Raw genomic sequence first — 16,815 nt, forward strand, 5'->3', positions numbered from 1 at the left:
GAGCATGATTCGAACGCTCCTTTTTTGCATTAATAATCAGACTGATTCGTCAGTGCTGCTGGTTAGTTGGAATTGGGTTTTACCTTCTGGTAACTGGCGCGGGGTATTATCCTCATTAACGGCGACATAAGTGAATATTGCCTCGGTTGCACGATAGCGTTGACCTACCGGTTCAGATGCTACTTTCTTCACCCAGACTTCGATGTTAATAGTAATCGAACTGTTACCGGTTTTGAGACAATGCGCATAGCAGCAGACGACATCACCAACAGCGACAGGTTTCAGGAAAGTAATACCATTTACTCTGACAGTGACAACACGGCCTTCCGCAATTTCTTTTGCCAGAATTGCGCCACCAATATCCATTTGTGACATCAGCCATCCGCCAAAAATATCTCCATTGGCGTTGGTATCAGCGGGCATAGCCAGTGTGCGGAGGACTAATTCTCCGTTAGGTAATTGTTGTTGTGTCATTGAAAACTTTACTTTATTTGATGAAAAAACAATACCTGCCTACAGGCGATAGCAGGCAGGTATCCATTTGAATAGGGTTACTTCTGTTCGCGTGGCAGGTGACGATAAATATATACTACACTGAGCACGGTGAAAACCAGGGTCAGGGCAGTCAGACCAAATACTTTAAAGTTAACCCAGACATCTTGTGGTAACCAGAATGCGACATAAATATTGGCCAACGCACAGGCAATAAAAAACAGCGCCCATGCCATATTGAGTTTATTCCAGACAAAATCCGGTAAAACCAACTCTTTTCCTAGCATTTTCTGAATAAGTGGTTTTTTCATGAACCATTGGCTGACGAGCAAGGCTAATGCAAATAAGGCATAGATTGCGGTGACTTTCCACTTAATAAAGAGATCACTGTGGAAAGCTAAGGTCAGAGTGCCGAAAACTGCAACCATGATAAAAGTGATCAGAGAAGATTTCTCTACTTTCCGGTAGATGAAATAAGTTATCGCTACAGCTAAACCGGTGGCGGCAATCAGTGCCCCGGAAGCATAGAAAATGTCATACATTTTGTATACAACAAAAAATACGACTAAAGGTAGAAAGTCTAAAAGTTGTTTCATGTTTGAACCTATTGTAATTCCGGCAGCTGACTCTATCCGATTTTGGTGGTTGAATATACTAAGCGGCAACAGTATGGCTTTTTTTATCGATAAATAAAGATTTTTATCGATCTGTTTCGCACAATTTTACCATAAAGAGCGGCGTAATTAACTTCCTGTTGTCAGTGAACATATAACACAGCATTATAGCCAAAACCCGTTGAAAAATAAGAGGGCATAAACCAGATGCAGTGGAAAAAACTACAGCGTTGGATGCCAGGGTTGGGCAATTTTTCTCATTATCGCAAAGAGTGGTTTAGTCATGATTTAAGGGCTGGGCTTTCTGTGGCCGCAGTAGCCCTGCCGGTTGCGATTGCTTACGCTGAATTAATGGGAATAAGTGCAATTATCGGTCTCTACGCCTGTATCTTGCCGATGTTCACTTATGCGCTATTTGGCACTTCAAGACAGTTGATTGTCGGGCCGGATGCAGCAACGTGTGCCGTTATTGCGGCGGCAGTTGCGCCTTTGGTTTTTGGTAATGAAGATGTACGTTGGCAGCTTACGATTGTCATGACTTTAATGACAGGGATATGGTGTGTTCTCGCGAGTCATTTTCGATTAGGTGCGTTTGCTGATTTTCTTTCAAAACCGATCCTTAAAGGATTAATGAACGGTGTTGCATTGACAATCATTGTGGATCAGTTGGCTAAAGTCTTTGGCTTTGCCGACGTACCCGTTGGGTTGATTGAACGGGTGATTGCATTACCTGCCAAACTAATGAATACGCATTTACCGACGTTGGCAATGTCGGTTGCGACGGTGTTGATTTTACTGACTGTACGTTTCTTGCGCCCGACCTGGCCGGGGCCTTTGTTGGCAATGGTATTAACGACATATGTAAGCTGGCAATTTGGGCTTGAAAAACAGGGTATTCAGATTGTTGGCAGTGTCAGCGGTGGGGGATTACCTGTTGTACCAATGCCTGATTTCCAACCGGGAATTATGCGTGATCTGGTTATCCCATCCCTGAACCTTGCCGTTATCAGTTTTGTCAGTTTTATGATGACGGCCCGTAGTTTTGCCAGTAAAAACGGCTATCAGATTGATGCGGATTCTGAGCTTAGGGCCTTAGGTATTGCGAACATTGCTTCTGCTTTATCACAAGGGTTTGCAGTCAGTGCTGCCAGCAGCCGAACTGCGGTGAATGATGCGATTGGTGGGAAAACGCAATTGGTTTCTGTGATTGCCGCTGTGGTTATCTTGCTGGTTTTGCTGTTCTTGACGGGTTTCCTGGCGCATATTCCATTGTCATCTCTTGGTGTAGTGCTGATTTATTCGGCATCATCATTGTTGAATTTACGGGGGATCTGGTCACTGAGGAAACGAAATCGTCAGGCATTCACTTTATCACTGTTTACACTGATTTCAGTAGTGGTGGTTGGTTTGATTAACGGTGTTGGTTTTGCTGTTTTGCTTGGTTTATTGCAGTTTTTGCGAATTGTCTTCCGTCCGACAGATCAGCTTTTGGGCGTTAATGAACAAGGAATGATTCATTCCATTAACCAAGGCAATGAGATTAAACCGGTAGACGGAGTGATGATGTACCGGTTTAACTCACCATTAACTTATTTCAATGTCAGTTATTTTAAAAAACGGGTGTTGCAGCATGTAGACAGGGCGAAAAAACGTCCGGGTTGGTTAGTTGTTGATGCGGCTGTGAGTTTTACCTATGACGATGTGAGTGTTTTTGCGGCTATTGATGAACTGATTACTGAATTGAAAGTAAAAGGTGTCACATTGGTGCTCGCTGGCCGACGGACAGAACTTACCCGCTGGATAAAACAAAATAAATTGAGAAGCAGTGATGACGATCTAGTTGTGGTGCCCGATCTCTATTTTGCCGTTCGAATGATTCAAAGTAAGCCTGAATGGTACTCTAATTACATCAAAAGATAATGATTCATAGCTGTTCACTAAGCTTGAAGTTCATTGGATAAAAACATATGATTAGATCATAACAAACAAGGAGGTTTTAGTAATGCAATCTGATTCAGGTTTGGACGTCTTACTTGGGTTGCATGGTCAGCGGGTATTGATGAAATTATCGCTGAACGCGAAAAAAGAGGGTAATACGATGAAAGCACTCATTGGCGTGATGAATGAAGAGCTTATACGCAGGCGCACACTGGCTATAGTTAAAGGCGAATATGTCATTCAGCCTGGTGAACCTAAGATTTGGTTTACCTCTATGATTGCTCTGGCTCAAGTACTTAGCAGTGATAATATTGTTCTTCTGCGCCTTATAAATGAACGGAAACCAGAGACAATCGCAGAACTGGCCAAGCTGTCAGGGAGGCAACCAAGCAACTTGTCAGCTACGTTAAAGACATTAAATCAACATGGTTTTGTCGCTCTGGAAAAAAATGGCAGAAGTGTAAAGCCAAAGGCGTTGTTTACTGATTTTGAAATAAAAATTGAGCAAGAAATAGTTGAAAGAGTTATGTCATCTTGTGGGGCTAAAATATAGCGGCCTGAAGTAGCACGTTTAATACAGTGTGATCCTGTTTATGACTTGTCTGCCCCATAGTTTTTACAACTATGGGGCTTGGTTGAACAACTATTTAGCCATAATAACAGATAATAAAGCCAATCTGATAGATAATCACCTGTCTTCCCTTAAGGTGTATATCTTTCTGCTAAAAAAGAGAAATACGACGGTAATACTTAGTATTTTGCTTTATTAAACGGGAACTTAACAACAACTGGAATTTCGTTGTTTTCTATTGGTTACTGATAAATAATACCTCCCCGTAATTATTTTTTTCTATATTTTATACAATATTAGGGATTTTCAATGAAAAGAGCACTGGTAGCCTCAGTGGTGGCTGTTGGTTTATCTGTATTCGCATTTGCAGCAAATGCGAGCGGTGAAAGTACAATTTCTGGTGGCTATGCTCAGAGCCATACAAAGTTTGATGATAAAGACGCTGAGAGCCTATTTGGCGGTAACTCAAAGGGCTTCAACTTGAAGTACCGCTATGAGTTGGATAGTAATTTTGGTGTTATTGGTTCATTCACATATACCCATCTGAATAGTGATGCACATGTTGGTGGTATCAAAGTAGCTAAATTAGATCTGGATTATTATTCCCTGATGGCTGGTCCTACATATCGCTTTAATGAATATGTTAGTGTATATGGTATGGTTGGTGCTGCGCATGGAAAAGTTAAAGTCTCTGATTTTATTACACCACAATCAGGTAGCGAGAGTAAAACATCTGTCGGCTACGGATTGGGATTACAGTTTAACCCTATGCCAAATTGGACTATCGATACATCTTATGAATATTCAAAATTGGATGAGCTTAAGATAGGCACTTGGGTAGTTGGCGTAGGTTACCGGTTCTAATCGGAATTTGCTAATTTGTATTTAATTAGCAATCTCTTTCTACAGAAATTCTCTGTCGTGTGGCAGGGAATTTTTTTGGATTTTATCCAATAGTAATGAAGAGCTATAAGGCATGACATATACGGATATAAACTGGTTTATGCTGTATTCGCTGTCAACCCCATAGCTTTTATCGCTATGGGGTTTGTTTGAACAGCTATTTTATATTCATTTTTGTTGTGAAGAGGCAACCAGCATATATAACCTGAACAGATAAATTAGCAGAATAGCTGAGATCAAGTTATTAAACACGCCGAGCGTGATTCCCGCCATCTCACTATGAATGAATGTCAGACGATCAATAATAAACACCAGCAAGAGTTTGGCGGTTAGCCATAACAGGATTGCCGGAACCAGCAAGCGAATATTGGCAAATGCCAGTTTCCAGCTTATTTTCATCGAAGCAAAAATACCACAACGTTCAGCAGTCATAATCACGGGTGATAAAGCCAGTGCGATAGACAAAATAATGCCTGGTACCAGCATCAGCATTAAACCAAGTTGAATCAGCAAGGTGCAGATAAGCAGTAGCAGGAACAGTTTTGGTAATTGGCTTGCTGATAAACCAATTGCCTGTAATGAAGAAATACGATTTCCCGCTGAAACTGCCGTGACCAATGTCAATACACCACCAACCAGTAGCACATTGCCAATCATACTGGAGAAAATGGTTCCTATTCCCGCTCGCATGATCATTGACTGTTGTTCTGGGGTCATTTGCGACACCATATCCTGAATACCTGCTTTACCTGAAGTTGCAAAAGCGAATTCTGCTTCTGTCAGCAGCTTCATCTGTTCGCTATCAGGGATAAACAGGTGTCCCAATAGGGTAGTCACCAGAGCCGCCAGAACGGCCAGAGTCAGAGTACTTAACAGTTGATTCTTGAAAAAGTTAAAACTGTCACGGTACAGGGTATTCGCCGTGATTGGCATGAAGACTGCTCCTATCAGGTTAAACTATACAATAATACACAGCGGTTAATTGTACTCTGTTATGGGCAGATGTGGATAGCTGAAAGGAGATTATGCGGATAAATTAGTGATTAGCTATGATTGTTGATGAGAGAAAAAAACTTTTCATGTTATCTTTCCAATATGAAAATAAACATAAATTTAACTTTATTAAAACATAATGAAAATATAATTAAATGAGAGATAAAACACTAAAATTGGCATATAAATATAAAATAAAAAATCTAATTGATTAATAATGAATAAATATTGATTTGTGTCAATTTAAAATAATTCCTATTTGAAATAATAATATCTCAAATATACGATTTTTATTAAATTATTTAAAAGATGTGATCTATCTTGGATCATAATTTTAAATATATGGCTATATTTTTGTTGACTTTAAATCACAGGAATGGGATGAATAATGAAAAAACTTTCTGCATTTGTATTAGCAGCGGCAACTTTAGCACCATCGTTCGCTTTTGCTCATGAAGCGGGTGATTTTCTTTTCCGCACGGGTACTGCAACAGTAAGACCTAATACCGGCTCTGATAATGTATTAGGGGTAGGTTCTTTGAGTGCGGATAATAATACCCAGATGGGTTTAACCTTCGGTTATATGATTACCGATAATATTGGTGTTGAATTACTCGCTGGGACACCTTTCCAGCATCGGGTAAGTTTACCGGGTGCAGGTAATATTGCTAAAATAAAGAGTCTGCCACCGACATTAATGGCGCAATACTATTTCGGTTCTAAAGAAAGTAATTTCCGACCTTATATTGGTGTTGGTTTGAACTATACCACTTTCTTTAACGAGAAATTCAATGATAATGATGCTGTTAAAGGCAATAAATTACACAGTCTGGATCTGAAAGATTCCTGGGGTGTGGCCGGTCATGTTGGCTTAGATTACGAGTTAGATCAGAACTGGATGCTAAATGCGTCTGTGTGGTGGGTGAACATTGAAACTGATGTGAAATTCAAAGCAGGTGACCAGAGCCATAAAGTTGATACCCGGCTTGATCCGTGGGTATTTATGTTTGGTGTTGGTTATCACTTTTGATAAAAACATGTTTGTTCAACATAACTTGCTTGATATGAAAAGCATGGGGCAGATTTTGCCCCATTTTTTGTACTAAAATTGAGTTGCAGATTTCATTTTTGATACAAACTCAGTGAGTTTTTTCAGCATTATTTCTGGTTGAGAAAGATTTTCTTCAATAATTTTGACTACGGCAGATCCGGAAATTGCACCTGCTGCACCACTTGCTAATGTTTCTTTTATCTGTGCAGGTTCTGAAATACCAAACCCCTGTAATGATGGTGCAGCATGATATTCCCGCAACTTATTGACCAAATGATTTAAAGGATGTTCAGCGCGTCGTTCTATGCCGGTAACACCGGCTCGGGATAATAAATAGGTATATCCCCGGCCATAAGAGGCGATTTCACGTAATAATTCATCTTTCGCATTTGGAGGGCAAATAAAGATAGGGGCAATATTATGTTTCATTGCTGCGGTACGGAATGGCCGTGATTCTGATACAGGAACATCTGCAACTAATACAGAATCGATATCTGCATCTTTGCAGCGGCGATAAAACTCGTCTATGCCATTATGAAAAATCAGGTTGGCATACATCAATAAACCAATGGGAATATCAGGATATTTTGTCCGAATTTTTGCCAATAATTCAAAACAGAGAGTGGGGGTAACATTTGAGGAGAAAGCACGCAGATTGGCATTCTGAATTGTTGGGCCGTCAGCCAGCGGATCAGAAAAAGGAATACCTAACTCAAGGGCATCAGCACCACCGGCAATCAGTGCGTCAATAATTTCCAATGATAATTCTGGGTTTGGATCGCCGAGTGTGACAAAGGGGACAAAAGCACCTTGTTTACGGCTTTCCAATTGTTTAAATAGCTGCTCGTAACGTTCCATCAGATTTCCCCTCTGGATTTTAAAATATCATGGACAGTAAATATGTCTTTATCACCACGACCGGATAGATTGACGATCAGCAATTGCTCTTTATCAGGCGCTTGATGGATCATTTTCAAAGCATAAGCTAGCGCATGAGAGGATTCGAGAGCCGGAATAATGCCTTCTTCACGGGAAAGCGTTTTGAATGCAGCCAGTGCTTCATCATCAGTGATGGAAAAATAGTCAGCCCGACCGATACTGTTCAGATAGGCATGTTGAGGACCGACAGAAGGGAAATCCAGACCAGCTGAAATAGAGTAAGATTCTTCAATTTGGCCCTCATCTGTCTGCATCATGGGAGATTTCATACCAAAATAGATACCTAATTCGCCATGTTTCAGCGGGGCGCCATGTTTGCCCGTTTCGATACCGTGTCCCGCGGGTTCAATACCAATCAGGCGTACCGATGTTTCAGGAATAAACTCGGCAAACATGCCAATGGCATTGGAACCCCCACCAACGCAGGCCAGCACAGCATCAGGCAGACGTCCCTCTTTTGCCAGAATCTGGGCTTTGGCTTCTTCACCAATCATACGCTGGAACTCCCGAACCATGGTTGGGTAGGGATGTGGGCCAGCGGCGGTACCTAACAAATAGTGAGCCTTATCATAGCTGCCAGACCAGTCGCGCAGTGCTTCATTGCAGGCATCTTTTAGGGTTGCAGAGCCGCTGTGGACCGGGATAACTTCGGCTCCCATCAGACGCATGCGGAAGACATTAGGGGATTGGCGTTCCACATCTTTAGCACCCATATAAATACGGCATTTCATATTTAACAGTGCGCAGGTAAGGGCTGTTGCCACACCATGCTGGCCGGCGCCGGTTTCCGCAATAATTTCATTTTTGCCCATGCGTTTCGCCAGTAATGCCTGACCAAGTACCTGATTGGTTTTATGAGCGCCGCCGTGTAATAGATCTTCCCGCTTCAGATAAAGGCGGGTTTTAGTGCCTTTAGTCAAATTACGGCATAAAGTTAATGCCGTTGGTCTGCCTGCATAGTTTTTCAGCAGATCTTGAAACTCTTGCTGGAATTCAGGATCTTGTTGAGCATCAATAAATGCCGCTTCTAATTGTTCAAGGGCGGGAATAAGGATCTGTGGCACAAATTGTCCACCGAAATCACCAAAATAGGGGTTAAGTTTACTCATTATTCTGTTTGTCCATTGTTATTAATCAGAGAATCGTTGTTTATTGGTAGCTTCGTAGACGCTGAAACACTTTGCTTAATTTATGACTGCTTTTGATACCCGGTGCGCTTTCAACACCAGAGTTAAAATCAAGTCCGCAACAGCCATATTTTGCTGCCTGTTGGCAATTTTCTTCATTTAATCCACCTGCCAGCATCACATTGTCGAGTGATTGTTTTTCAAGTAATTGCCAGTCGAAACTTTTGCCGGTTCCACCTTTGCCGTTATCAAGCAGATACCGATCAATATTTCTGGCTTTAGCGTGGAATGAATCTTTCGACATATCAATTGCTTTCCAAATCTGGCAGTTTTCAGGCAATAATTTCCGCAGTTCTTTAATATAAACTTCGCCTTCTGCTCCGTGTAATTGCACCGCAGCGAGAGACAGGGTGCGGGCGGTATGATTGATAAATGCAGATGATTGATTTTGAAATACCCCTACATATTTGAGAGCCGCCGCATTGATGATTTGTTGAGCCTGTTCGATATTAATTCTACGCAGAGAATGCTCAACAAATATCAAACCACCATAAACAGCCCCTGCTTGTAATGCCGCTTTGGCATCTTGTGGGCGGGTTAACCCACAGACCTTATTTTCCCCCAGAATCAGTTGACGTAATGCCAGATCCAGATTGGGCTGGGACATCAAAGCACTGCCAATCAGAAAACCATTGGCATAATGGCTGAGTTCACGAATTTGCTGATGCTGGTGGATGCCTGATTCGCTGATAACAATCGTTCCTTCCGGTAACTGTGGCGCAAGTTGTCTGGTGCGGTTTAAATCTATAGAAAGATCTCTGAGATCACGGTTATTAATACCAATAATTTTGGCTTTCAGTGTGACAGCCCTGATCTGTTCTTCTTCTGAACTCACTTCCGTCAGTACTCCCATATTTAAACTATGAGCGAGTTCAGACAGCATAATATATTGCTCATCGTCGAGAACGGAAAGCATCAGCAGAATTGCATCTGCCTGATAATAACGAGCGAGATAAACCTGATAAGGATCGATAATAAAATCTTTGCACAGCACCGGCTGATGAACGGTATCACTCACCAGACGGAGGAAGTCATAGCTGCCCTGAAAATATTTTTCATCCGTTAATACTGAAATTGCGGCAGCATAAGGCTGATAAGTTTTTGCTATCTGGATGGGATCAAAATCTTGACGAATGAGTCCTTTTGAAGGCGATGCTTTTTTACACTCCAGAATAAAAACAGTCTGTTCACTGTTCAGCGCCTGATAAAAACTACGCTGGCTGGCAACAATAGAATCAATAAAGTTTTCCAAAGGTTGTTGTTGCTTGCGTCCAATAAGATATTCGGCTTTATCATTAACAATTTTCTGTAAAACGGTAGCTTGCATCATTAACTCCTTGCGGCAAGTGCGGTGACTCGTTCATAAGCCAGACCACTGTGAATGGTTTCAAGAGCTTGTTGAGTGTTATGACGTAAATTTTTCTGTCCATGAATTTTCATCAGCAGGGCAACATTAGCGGCAACGGCATCAGCATGGGCTTTCTTACCCCGGCCCTGTAACAATAAACTGAGCATTTCACGGTTTTCCTCCGGCGCCCCCCCTTTTAATGCCGATATTGGATGGTTTTGTAAACCAAAATCTTCAGCATTTAATTGATAATGGGCAATTTCTCCATCATTAAGTTCTGCAACGATTGTTGGTGCATGCAGAGCAACTTCATCCATTCCACCACTGTGAACAACCGCTGCCCGTTGATAGCCTAGGACTTGCAAGGTACGGGCAATGGGGCCAACCAGCTCAGGGCTGTAAACGCCAATTAATGCCAACGGCGGGCGGGCCGGGTTAACCAGAGGGCCTAATACATTGAACAGCGTCCGGGTTTTCAGTTGCTGACGTACAGGTATCGCATGGCGGAATCCAATATGATACTGCGGCGCAAACAGAAAACAGATGCCGATTTCATCCAGGGCGCTGCGGGCACATTCTGCACTGACATCAAGCGTTATACCAAATGCGGCCAGTAAATCAGATGAACCGGAACGGCTGGAAACACTGCGGTTACCATGTTTGGCAACTTTAATATTACAAGCTGCTGCGACAAATGCACTGGCGGTTGAAATATTGATGCTGTTAGTTCCATCTCCCCCTGTTCCGACAATATCGCAGAAAGTGTAGTCTGGCCTCGGAAATGGCAGGGCATTTGCCAGTAACGCCTGTGCGGCGCCGGCGATCTCCTGTGGCTGCTCACCGCGCAATTTCATACTGATAAGGACCGCTGCGAGTTGCGGCTCACTTAATTCTCCTTGAATTATGGCGGAGAACAGTTGCTGGCTTTCTTGTTGTGTCAGTATTTGCGCACTGAACAATTTGTCGAAAATAGGTTGCATTTTCATACCTCCTTTTTAATTCAGTGCCCAGGCCAGAGTTTGTTCAAGTAATCTGGTGCCATGTGTTGTGAGAATGGATTCCGGATGGAACTGGAACCCGCAAACCTTATGTTTGTCGTGGCGAACCGCCATAACCGTGTCGCCACAATGGGCAGAAATCGTCAATTCAGATGGAATTCTGCAACCCGTCAAAGAGTGATAACGGGCAACGGGCAAAGGATTTTCCAGATCAGCGAACATAGCCTGATTGTCATGTTCTGCCAGAGAGGCTTTGCCGTGCAGGATTTGATCAGCGGCAGAAATCTCTCCACCATAGGCTTCAATAATTGCCTGATGTCCAAGACAGATGCCGATCACCGGAATTTTGCCGATTATTTTTTCAAGTAATTGAGGCATACAGCCCGCGTCAGAGGGTTTACCCGGCCCCGGTGAAAGCATCAGTAACGGAGAAGGCAGCGCCTTGAATTGCTGCATAATGATGTCAGTTGCAACGGTATTGCGATAGATAACAACCTGATGACCTTTATTACGTAATTGATCGACGAGGTTATAGGTGAATGAATCCACGTTATCGAGCAGGAGAATATTCGCCATCAGAAAATCTCCTCTGCCTGATGTGCTTCAGCAATTGCACGAATGACGGCTCTTGCTTTGTTGCTGGTCTCTTCAGCTTCTGTCAAAGGAACGGAATCCAGTACTACGCCAGCGCCGGCCTGAATCGTCGCTATGCCATCTTCCACATAAGCGGAGCGGATAACGATACAATTATCCATATCACCTTTACCGGTGAAATAACCGACTGCGCCACCGTAGCTGCCACGACGTTCATTTTCGTAATGGGCGATAAGTTGCATTGCCCGAACTTTCGGTGCGCCGGTAAGTGTCCCCATATTCATACAAGCTTGATAAGCATGGAAAATATCTAAGTCATGGCGTAATGTCCCGACCACACGGGAAACCAGATGCATGACAAAAGAGTAACGATCGACTTTTGTCAGATCAGCGACATAGCGGCTGCCGGGTTCACAAATACGGGCCAAATCATTACGGGCTAAATCAACCAGCATCAAGTGTTCAGCTAATTCTTTGTGATCTGTACGCATCTCCAGCTCAGTTCGGTTGTCCAGATCTGCATCCAACTCTCCGGCAGCATTGCGCCCACGGGGACGTGTGCCGGCGATAGGATAAATCTCAATTTGGCGATTAGACGCATCATATTTCAGTGCGCTTTCAGGGGAGGCGCCAAACAGACAGAAGTCTTTATCCTGCATGAAGAACATATAGGGACTTGGATTGTGCTGTTTAAGTTTTTGATAAGCATTAAGTGGCGCTGGGCATGGCAGAGAAAAGCGCCGTGATGGCACCACCTGAAAAATATCTCCCTGGCGGATGTATTGTTGCAATTGTGTCACTATTTCTGCATATGTCTTGTCATCTTGATTGCATGAAACTTTCATTGCCGGCAGCGAGATTTGTTGCACTGGCTCAGTGGGTTCTGTGATGAGTTTCGTTAACGTTTTCAATCGTTGCTTAAGACGTTGTTGTTCTTCTGGAGAATCACTAAAAAGACTGATTTGCAGGCGTGCATTTTTATTTTGATGGTCGATCACCACTAAAGTTTCTGCCAGATAAAAACAGAAATCAGGACAACGTTGAACGGTTTTTACTGTGGGTAACGGCTCAAACCCAGCGACTAGATCGTAGGAAAAAAGGCCACCGACGAATACTGCTTCTACATTGTCTTGGTCTTGCGATGGCAATTCTGCCAGAGAAAGAAGGGCACGCAATGCATCAAATACAGATATGGCTTTTAGGCGACTATCTTCATCTATCATATTGTGATTGATTGGCGGAAAGATTAATTGAAGAGAATCGTGTGCCATTTTAGATTGGATGGTGCTGGGAAATTTTTTAACCAAAACCGGTAATAAATTTCGGCCATTTTCTGTCAAAGCGTCGAAAGTGACCTGATTGCCGTTTGCGCTGATACGCAAGGCGCTGTCGATGATTAACAGACTTTTCAGACTTTTTTTACTGTTAATTTCTGCCGATTCCAGCAATAACGTTGCCGGTCGCTTACTACAGAGTTGATTAAATAACCGTGCAGGATTGGGCTGATAAGTTGTTTCCTGCTCAATGACTGTGAGTTTTGGTTGTTTATCCGTCATTTTTTTGTCCTGGTTATGAGTTATCCATATAAAAAAACCCGCCTTTTTGGCGGGTTTTGGTAATTTGGCACTGTGGATTTATGTGCGTGACCATACCGCCCTTAATGGGAGGTTGTGCCACCAACGGATAGACATCATAAATACAGTCATTTTCAGTGCCTCTTTCGCATTAAATATAGATGATATAAATACTGCCATTTCTTGTGTACTAGTAAACTGGATCGGCGTTGGTGTGTCAAGAATTTTATGAAAAAAATTTTATTAAATTTTTGTCGATTAATTGGGTAAGGGTAATGGGTTATCAGGATAGGACCGACTCATTTTGAAAAATTGCACTTATTAGTCGAATCCGTCCCTTAAAATGATAATATTCAGCCCGGTATTTTAGGGCTGAATACAGTTCTTTTCTGTCTTTTCTGTAAAACGTCGCCATTTACCGTTAAGCTAGCCGGTCGTATGTTCTAATCTATTCGGGCAGGAAAAGGAATAATGACAAATTCAACCACTGAGTTGGTGACAATTTATGATCTTCATAGCCATACGACAGCATCGGATGGTTCACTTTCACCATCAGAGTTGGCTGAACGGGCGGTGGAAATGGGAGTCAATGTATTAGCAGTGACTGATCATGATACGACAGATGCTATTCCTCTGGCCCATGAACATATCCGCAATCATCATCTGCCCTTGAAATTAATACCCGGCGTTGAGATATCTACCCTGTGGGAAAATATGGAGATTCACATTGTGGGTCTGAATATAGATATTCAGGCCGCTGCAATGATTGAATTGCTGGGTAAACAGGCTGAGCTCAGGAAAGCGCGCGGAATTGAAATAGGTCGCAGGCTGGCAAAGGCGGGTATTCCCGATGCTTGGGCAGGAGCAAGTCAGTTAGCGGATGGTGGTCAGGTGACGCGGAGCCATTTTGCTCGTTACTTAGTAGAAATCGGTAAAGAGCCGACCATTGCGAAAGTCTTTAAGAAGTATCTGGCGAGGGGAAAAACCGGATACGTTCCACCTCAATGGTGTACAATTGAACAAGCTATTGATGCCATTCATCAATCAGGCGGACAGGCAGTGATTGCGCATCCGGGGCGATATGATTTATCTACCAAATGGTTGAAACGTTTGATTGTCTGGTTTAAGCAACATGGTGGTGATGCAATGGAGGTTGCACAGTGCCGGCAGGCACCTAACGAGCGGAAACATCTCGGTCAATTGTCACGGGAGTATGATTTGATGGCATCGTTAGGTTCTGATTTTCACCAGCCTTGTTCATGGATAGAGTTAGGGCGTAAATTGTGGTTACCCGGTGATGTGGTACCAATATGGCGCAACTGGTCACTGTAGGGGCTGCATAAAATTAAGAGGCAATTTATGAGCCAGTTTTTTTATATTCATCCTGATAATCCGCAACCACGCTTAATAGGACAAAGTGTGGATGTGTTCAAAAAAGGTGGGGTCGTGGTTTACCCAACTGATTCCGGCTATGCAATAGGTTGCCGTCTGGAAGATAAAGATTCGATGACCCGGATATGTCGTATCCGCCAGTTGGACAGTAATCATAATTTCACCTTAATGTGCCGTGATTTATCAGAGATATCGACCTATGCTTATGTCGATAATTCGGCTTTTCGTCTGATTAAGAATAATACACCAGGCAACTACACATTTATTTTGCGTGCGACGAAAGAAGTGCCTCGTCGTTTGATGAATGATAAGCGGAAAACAATAGGATTACGTGTTCCATCTAATCCTATTGCGTTGGCTCTTCTGGAACAAGTGGGGGAACCACTTATGTCCACCAGTCTCATTTTACCAGGGAATGATTTTGCTGAATCTGATCCGGAAGAAATTAAAGATAATTTGGGAAAACTGGTTGATCTGATTATTCATGGCGGTTATTTAGGGCAGCAACCTACAACGGTAATTGATTTGACGGAAGATACGCCTGTTGTAATACGTGAAGGTGCCGGAAATGTAATTCCATTCTTATAGGCTAAGCCGTAATCATCTTCAGAGTCTATATAAAGCCGGTATATAATATACTGGCTTTATATTTTTGATTTTCAATTGAATTGAAATTTTTATTATTGCTTTGAATTATTAATAGTAACCAAATGAAATCATCATAGGATTAATAATTAAGTTGCTTTTAATAAATAGATAAGGAAATATTTACCGCACCTAAGATAAGTTTACTAAAATACTATTAGATATAAAACTTTAGTCTGGCTGTTTTAAATGAATAGCAGTGTAATGCATCACAGTAATTAATTAAGGTGATGTCTATTTAATGAAGAGTAAAAGAATTAATGGATTAATAAGCTATAGAAATTTCACTAATGTCTGGCATGATTATTTTATTATATTTAATAATTATCTTATTTTTTAACTATTAGGGGTATTTATATCTTTGGAGAACCATGTTTTGGCTTAGTTATGGCAATAATATATCTGTGCTTTTCCAATGAGTTTTAGGGTGGATGATAAATGGGTATATTTATTGGAATCATTGATTGTAAAATTCGTGTAGAATGCTCGGCCTCGGACGGGAGTGTGTGATCGGTTTTCTAACACTCCACGTTAAGAAACACATTAAAATCAATTTGTTATAAGGTGACTCCATCATAAACATATTGATTGATATATAACACGACGCCTGTGAAGGCGACAGCAGAGGTTGCTCAATGAGCGGTAAGACACAAAAATCTGAAAAGTTACAGAAAATTCTCGCGCGTTCCGGCCACGGTTCCCGCCGCGAAGTAGAAGGTTATATTCAACAGGGGCGCGTCAGTGTTGATGGTAAGATTGCCACTTTAGGTGATCGTATTGAAGTTCAGCCGGCCACAAAAATCCGCCTTGATGGCCGGATATTAAATATCAAAGAATCGCAAAAAACGGTTTGCCGTGTTCTGGCTTATTACAAACCAGAAGGTGAACTTTGCACCCGCCGTGATCCGGAAGGGCGGCCAACTGTTTTTGATCGTCTGCCTAAATTGCTGGGCTCCCGCTGGATAGCTGTTGGACGTCTGGATGTGAATACCTGTGGCTTGTTGCTGTTTACCACGGATGGCGAGCTGGCGAACCGTTTGATGCATCCAAGTCGGGAGGTTGAGCGTGAATATGCTGTTCGTGTTTTTGGCGAAGTTGATGATGCCAAACTGAAACAACTGACTAAAGGGATTCAACTGGAAGATGGTCCGGCATCATTCTGCACTGTCGCGTTCAAAGGCGGTGAGGGGATGAACCAATGGTATAATGTAACGCTGACAGAAGGACGCAATCGTGAAGTTCGTCGTCTTTGGGAAGCTGTGGGTGTACAGGTGAGCCGTCTTATTCGTGTGCGTTATGGTGATATTGGCTTGCCAAAAGGTTTACCACGCGGCGGTTGGACAGAACTTGGTCTGGAGCAGACTAACTATTTGCGCCAATTAGTGGGTTTGAATGAAGAGATGGTTTCCAAAGTGGCGGTTGAACGTGATCAACGCCGTCTTAAAGCTAACCAAATCCGCCGTGCGGTTAAACGCCATACTCAGGGGACATCACGTCCATCGGCAGGAAAGCGTCCGGGTAGCTCCCGCCAGAACGCGGGGCGTTCAACTGCCCCAAAAGGTCGCTAATTTCTATT

The 16,815-nt window shown here is 42.6% G+C and carries 16 protein-coding genes and 1 other annotated feature; of the genes, 7 read left to right on the top strand and 9 right to left on the bottom strand.

Going from position 1 to position 16,815, the window contains the following annotated elements:
- Positions 1–36: 36 nt before the first annotated feature.
- Both yciA and VY86_RS19025 read right to left on the bottom strand, forming a co-directional pair.
- Positions 37–474, bottom strand: coding sequence for an acyl-CoA thioester hydrolase YciA (gene yciA, locus VY86_RS19020; RefSeq protein ID WP_046976121.1), 438 nt, complete (start codon positions 472–474; stop codon positions 37–39).
- Between the two features lie 77 nt (positions 475–551).
- A complete protein-coding gene (locus VY86_RS19025) occupies positions 552–1,088 on the bottom strand; it encodes a septation protein A (protein WP_046976122.1) in 537 nt (178 codons plus the stop codon).
- 225 nt (positions 1,089–1,313) lie between these two features.
- On the opposite strand from VY86_RS19025, the gene VY86_RS19030 reads away from it, so the two are divergent.
- The 3 genes from VY86_RS19030 (at position 1,314) to VY86_RS19040 (ending at position 4,479) form a co-directional block, all read left to right on the top strand.
- Entirely contained in the window at positions 1,314–3,026 is a 1,713-nt protein-coding gene (locus tag VY86_RS19030; protein ID WP_046976123.1) for a SulP family inorganic anion transporter, read from the top strand.
- Positions 3,027–3,108: 82 nt separating this feature from the next.
- Positions 3,109–3,597, top strand: a complete 489-nt coding sequence (locus VY86_RS19035; RefSeq protein ID WP_228939487.1) for an HVO_A0114 family putative DNA-binding protein — start codon at positions 3,109–3,111, stop codon at positions 3,595–3,597.
- 327 nt (positions 3,598–3,924) lie between these two features.
- Positions 3,925–4,479 carry an Ail/Lom family outer membrane beta-barrel protein gene (locus VY86_RS19040; protein ID WP_046976124.1) on the top strand — a complete coding sequence of 185 codons (555 nt, stop codon included), beginning with the start codon at positions 3,925–3,927 and terminating at the stop codon, positions 4,477–4,479.
- A 207-nt stretch (positions 4,480–4,686) separates the two neighbouring features.
- On the opposite strand, the gene VY86_RS19045 is transcribed toward VY86_RS19040, so the two are convergent.
- The gene (locus VY86_RS19045) at positions 4,687–5,451 is read right to left on the bottom strand and encodes a YciC family protein (protein ID WP_046976125.1); all 765 of its coding nucleotides are present in this window, start codon (positions 5,449–5,451) and stop codon (positions 4,687–4,689) included.
- A gap of 448 nt (positions 5,452–5,899) precedes the next feature.
- On the opposite strand from VY86_RS19045, the gene ompW reads away from it, so the two are divergent.
- The gene (gene ompW / locus VY86_RS19050; RefSeq protein WP_046976126.1) at positions 5,900–6,541 is read left to right on the top strand and encodes an outer membrane protein OmpW; all 642 of its coding nucleotides are present in this window, start codon (positions 5,900–5,902) and stop codon (positions 6,539–6,541) included.
- 72 nt (positions 6,542–6,613) lie between these two features.
- Here the strand turns inward: ompW and trpA are convergent, their stop codons facing one another.
- The 6 genes from trpA to VY86_RS19080 are packed head-to-tail and all read right to left on the bottom strand — an operon-like array spanning position 6,614 to position 13,184.
- Complete coding sequence (gene trpA, locus VY86_RS19055) at positions 6,614–7,420, bottom strand: tryptophan synthase subunit alpha (RefSeq protein ID WP_046976127.1); 807 nt, start codon at positions 7,418–7,420, stop codon at positions 6,614–6,616.
- Entirely contained in the window at positions 7,420–8,610 is a 1,191-nt protein-coding gene (gene trpB, locus VY86_RS19060; RefSeq protein WP_046976128.1) for a tryptophan synthase subunit beta, read from the bottom strand. Before trpB ends, trpA begins: the two co-directional genes overlap by 1 nt.
- Positions 8,611–8,650: 40 nt before the next feature.
- Positions 8,651–10,015 carry a bifunctional indole-3-glycerol-phosphate synthase TrpC/phosphoribosylanthranilate isomerase TrpF gene (gene trpCF, locus VY86_RS19065; protein ID WP_046976129.1) on the bottom strand — a complete coding sequence of 455 codons (1,365 nt, stop codon included), beginning with the start codon at positions 10,013–10,015 and terminating at the stop codon, positions 8,651–8,653.
- Between the two features lie 2 nt (positions 10,016–10,017).
- Positions 10,018–11,016 carry an anthranilate phosphoribosyltransferase gene (gene trpD / locus VY86_RS24265; protein ID WP_046976130.1) on the bottom strand — a complete coding sequence of 333 codons (999 nt, stop codon included), beginning with the start codon at positions 11,014–11,016 and terminating at the stop codon, positions 10,018–10,020.
- Positions 11,017–11,031: 15 nt separating this feature from the next.
- A complete protein-coding gene (locus VY86_RS24270) occupies positions 11,032–11,610 on the bottom strand; it encodes a glutamine amidotransferase-related protein (RefSeq protein ID WP_046976131.1) in 579 nt (192 codons plus the stop codon).
- Positions 11,610–13,184: an anthranilate synthase component 1 gene (locus VY86_RS19080; protein WP_046976132.1), complete on the bottom strand. Its 1,575-nt coding sequence runs from the start codon at positions 13,182–13,184 to the stop codon at positions 11,610–11,612. The genes VY86_RS24270 and VY86_RS19080 overlap by 1 nt, the downstream gene beginning before the upstream one ends.
- 28 nt (positions 13,185–13,212) lie before the next feature.
- Positions 13,213–13,313: a sequence feature (Trp leader region), on the bottom strand.
- A 360-nt stretch (positions 13,314–13,673) separates the two neighbouring features.
- Here VY86_RS19080 and rnm point away from each other — a divergent pair.
- The 3 genes from rnm (at position 13,674) to rluB (ending at position 16,807) form a co-directional block, all read left to right on the top strand.
- Positions 13,674–14,534 (top strand): RNase RNM, encoded by an 861-nt coding sequence (gene rnm / locus VY86_RS19085; RefSeq protein WP_046976133.1) that lies wholly within the window; start codon positions 13,674–13,676, stop codon positions 14,532–14,534.
- A gap of 27 nt (positions 14,535–14,561) precedes the next feature.
- Complete coding sequence (locus tag VY86_RS19090) at positions 14,562–15,182, top strand: L-threonylcarbamoyladenylate synthase (RefSeq protein ID WP_046976134.1); 621 nt, start codon at positions 14,562–14,564, stop codon at positions 15,180–15,182.
- A gap of 692 nt (positions 15,183–15,874) precedes the next feature.
- The gene (gene rluB / locus VY86_RS19095) at positions 15,875–16,807 is read left to right on the top strand and encodes a 23S rRNA pseudouridine(2605) synthase RluB (protein ID WP_046976135.1); all 933 of its coding nucleotides are present in this window, start codon (positions 15,875–15,877) and stop codon (positions 16,805–16,807) included.
- The last annotated feature ends 8 nt before the right edge of the window (positions 16,808–16,815 follow it).

The organism is Photorhabdus thracensis (assembly GCF_001010285.1).
Taxonomy (GTDB): Bacteria; Pseudomonadota; Gammaproteobacteria; order Enterobacterales; family Enterobacteriaceae; genus Photorhabdus; species Photorhabdus temperata.

Bases quoted from the DNA above. Each gene is read 5' to 3' on its own strand.
- rnm (WP_046976133.1), top strand. From the start codon at position 13,674: ATGACAAATTCAACCACTGAGTTGGTGACAATTTATGATCTTCATAGC.
- VY86_RS19045 (WP_046976125.1), bottom strand. From the start codon at position 5,451: ATGCCAATCACGGCGAATACCCTGTACCGTGACAGTTTTAACTTTTTC.
- rluB (WP_046976135.1), top strand. From the start codon at position 15,875: ATGAGCGGTAAGACACAAAAATCTGAAAAGTTACAGAAAATTCTCGCG.
- trpA (WP_046976127.1), bottom strand. From the start codon at position 7,420: ATGGAACGTTACGAGCAGCTATTTAAACAATTGGAAAGCCGTAAACAA.
- VY86_RS19090 (WP_046976134.1), top strand. From the start codon at position 14,562: ATGAGCCAGTTTTTTTATATTCATCCTGATAATCCGCAACCACGCTTA.
- VY86_RS19035 (WP_228939487.1), top strand. From the start codon at position 3,109: ATGCAATCTGATTCAGGTTTGGACGTCTTACTTGGGTTGCATGGTCAG.
- yciA (WP_046976121.1), bottom strand. From the start codon at position 474: ATGACACAACAACAATTACCTAACGGAGAATTAGTCCTCCGCACACTG.
- ompW (WP_046976126.1), top strand. From the start codon at position 5,900: ATGAAAAAACTTTCTGCATTTGTATTAGCAGCGGCAACTTTAGCACCA.
- trpB (WP_046976128.1), bottom strand. From the start codon at position 8,610: ATGAGTAAACTTAACCCCTATTTTGGTGATTTCGGTGGACAATTTGTG.
- trpCF (WP_046976129.1), bottom strand. From the start codon at position 10,015: ATGCAAGCTACCGTTTTACAGAAAATTGTTAATGATAAAGCCGAATAT.
- VY86_RS19030 (WP_046976123.1), top strand. From the start codon at position 1,314: ATGCAGTGGAAAAAACTACAGCGTTGGATGCCAGGGTTGGGCAATTTT.
- VY86_RS24270 (WP_046976131.1), bottom strand. From the start codon at position 11,610: ATGGCGAATATTCTCCTGCTCGATAACGTGGATTCATTCACCTATAAC.
- VY86_RS19040 (WP_046976124.1), top strand. From the start codon at position 3,925: ATGAAAAGAGCACTGGTAGCCTCAGTGGTGGCTGTTGGTTTATCTGTA.
- VY86_RS19025 (WP_046976122.1), bottom strand. From the start codon at position 1,088: ATGAAACAACTTTTAGACTTTCTACCTTTAGTCGTATTTTTTGTTGTA.
- VY86_RS19080 (WP_046976132.1), bottom strand. From the start codon at position 13,184: ATGACGGATAAACAACCAAAACTCACAGTCATTGAGCAGGAAACAACT.
- trpD (WP_046976130.1), bottom strand. From the start codon at position 11,016: ATGCAACCTATTTTCGACAAATTGTTCAGTGCGCAAATACTGACACAA.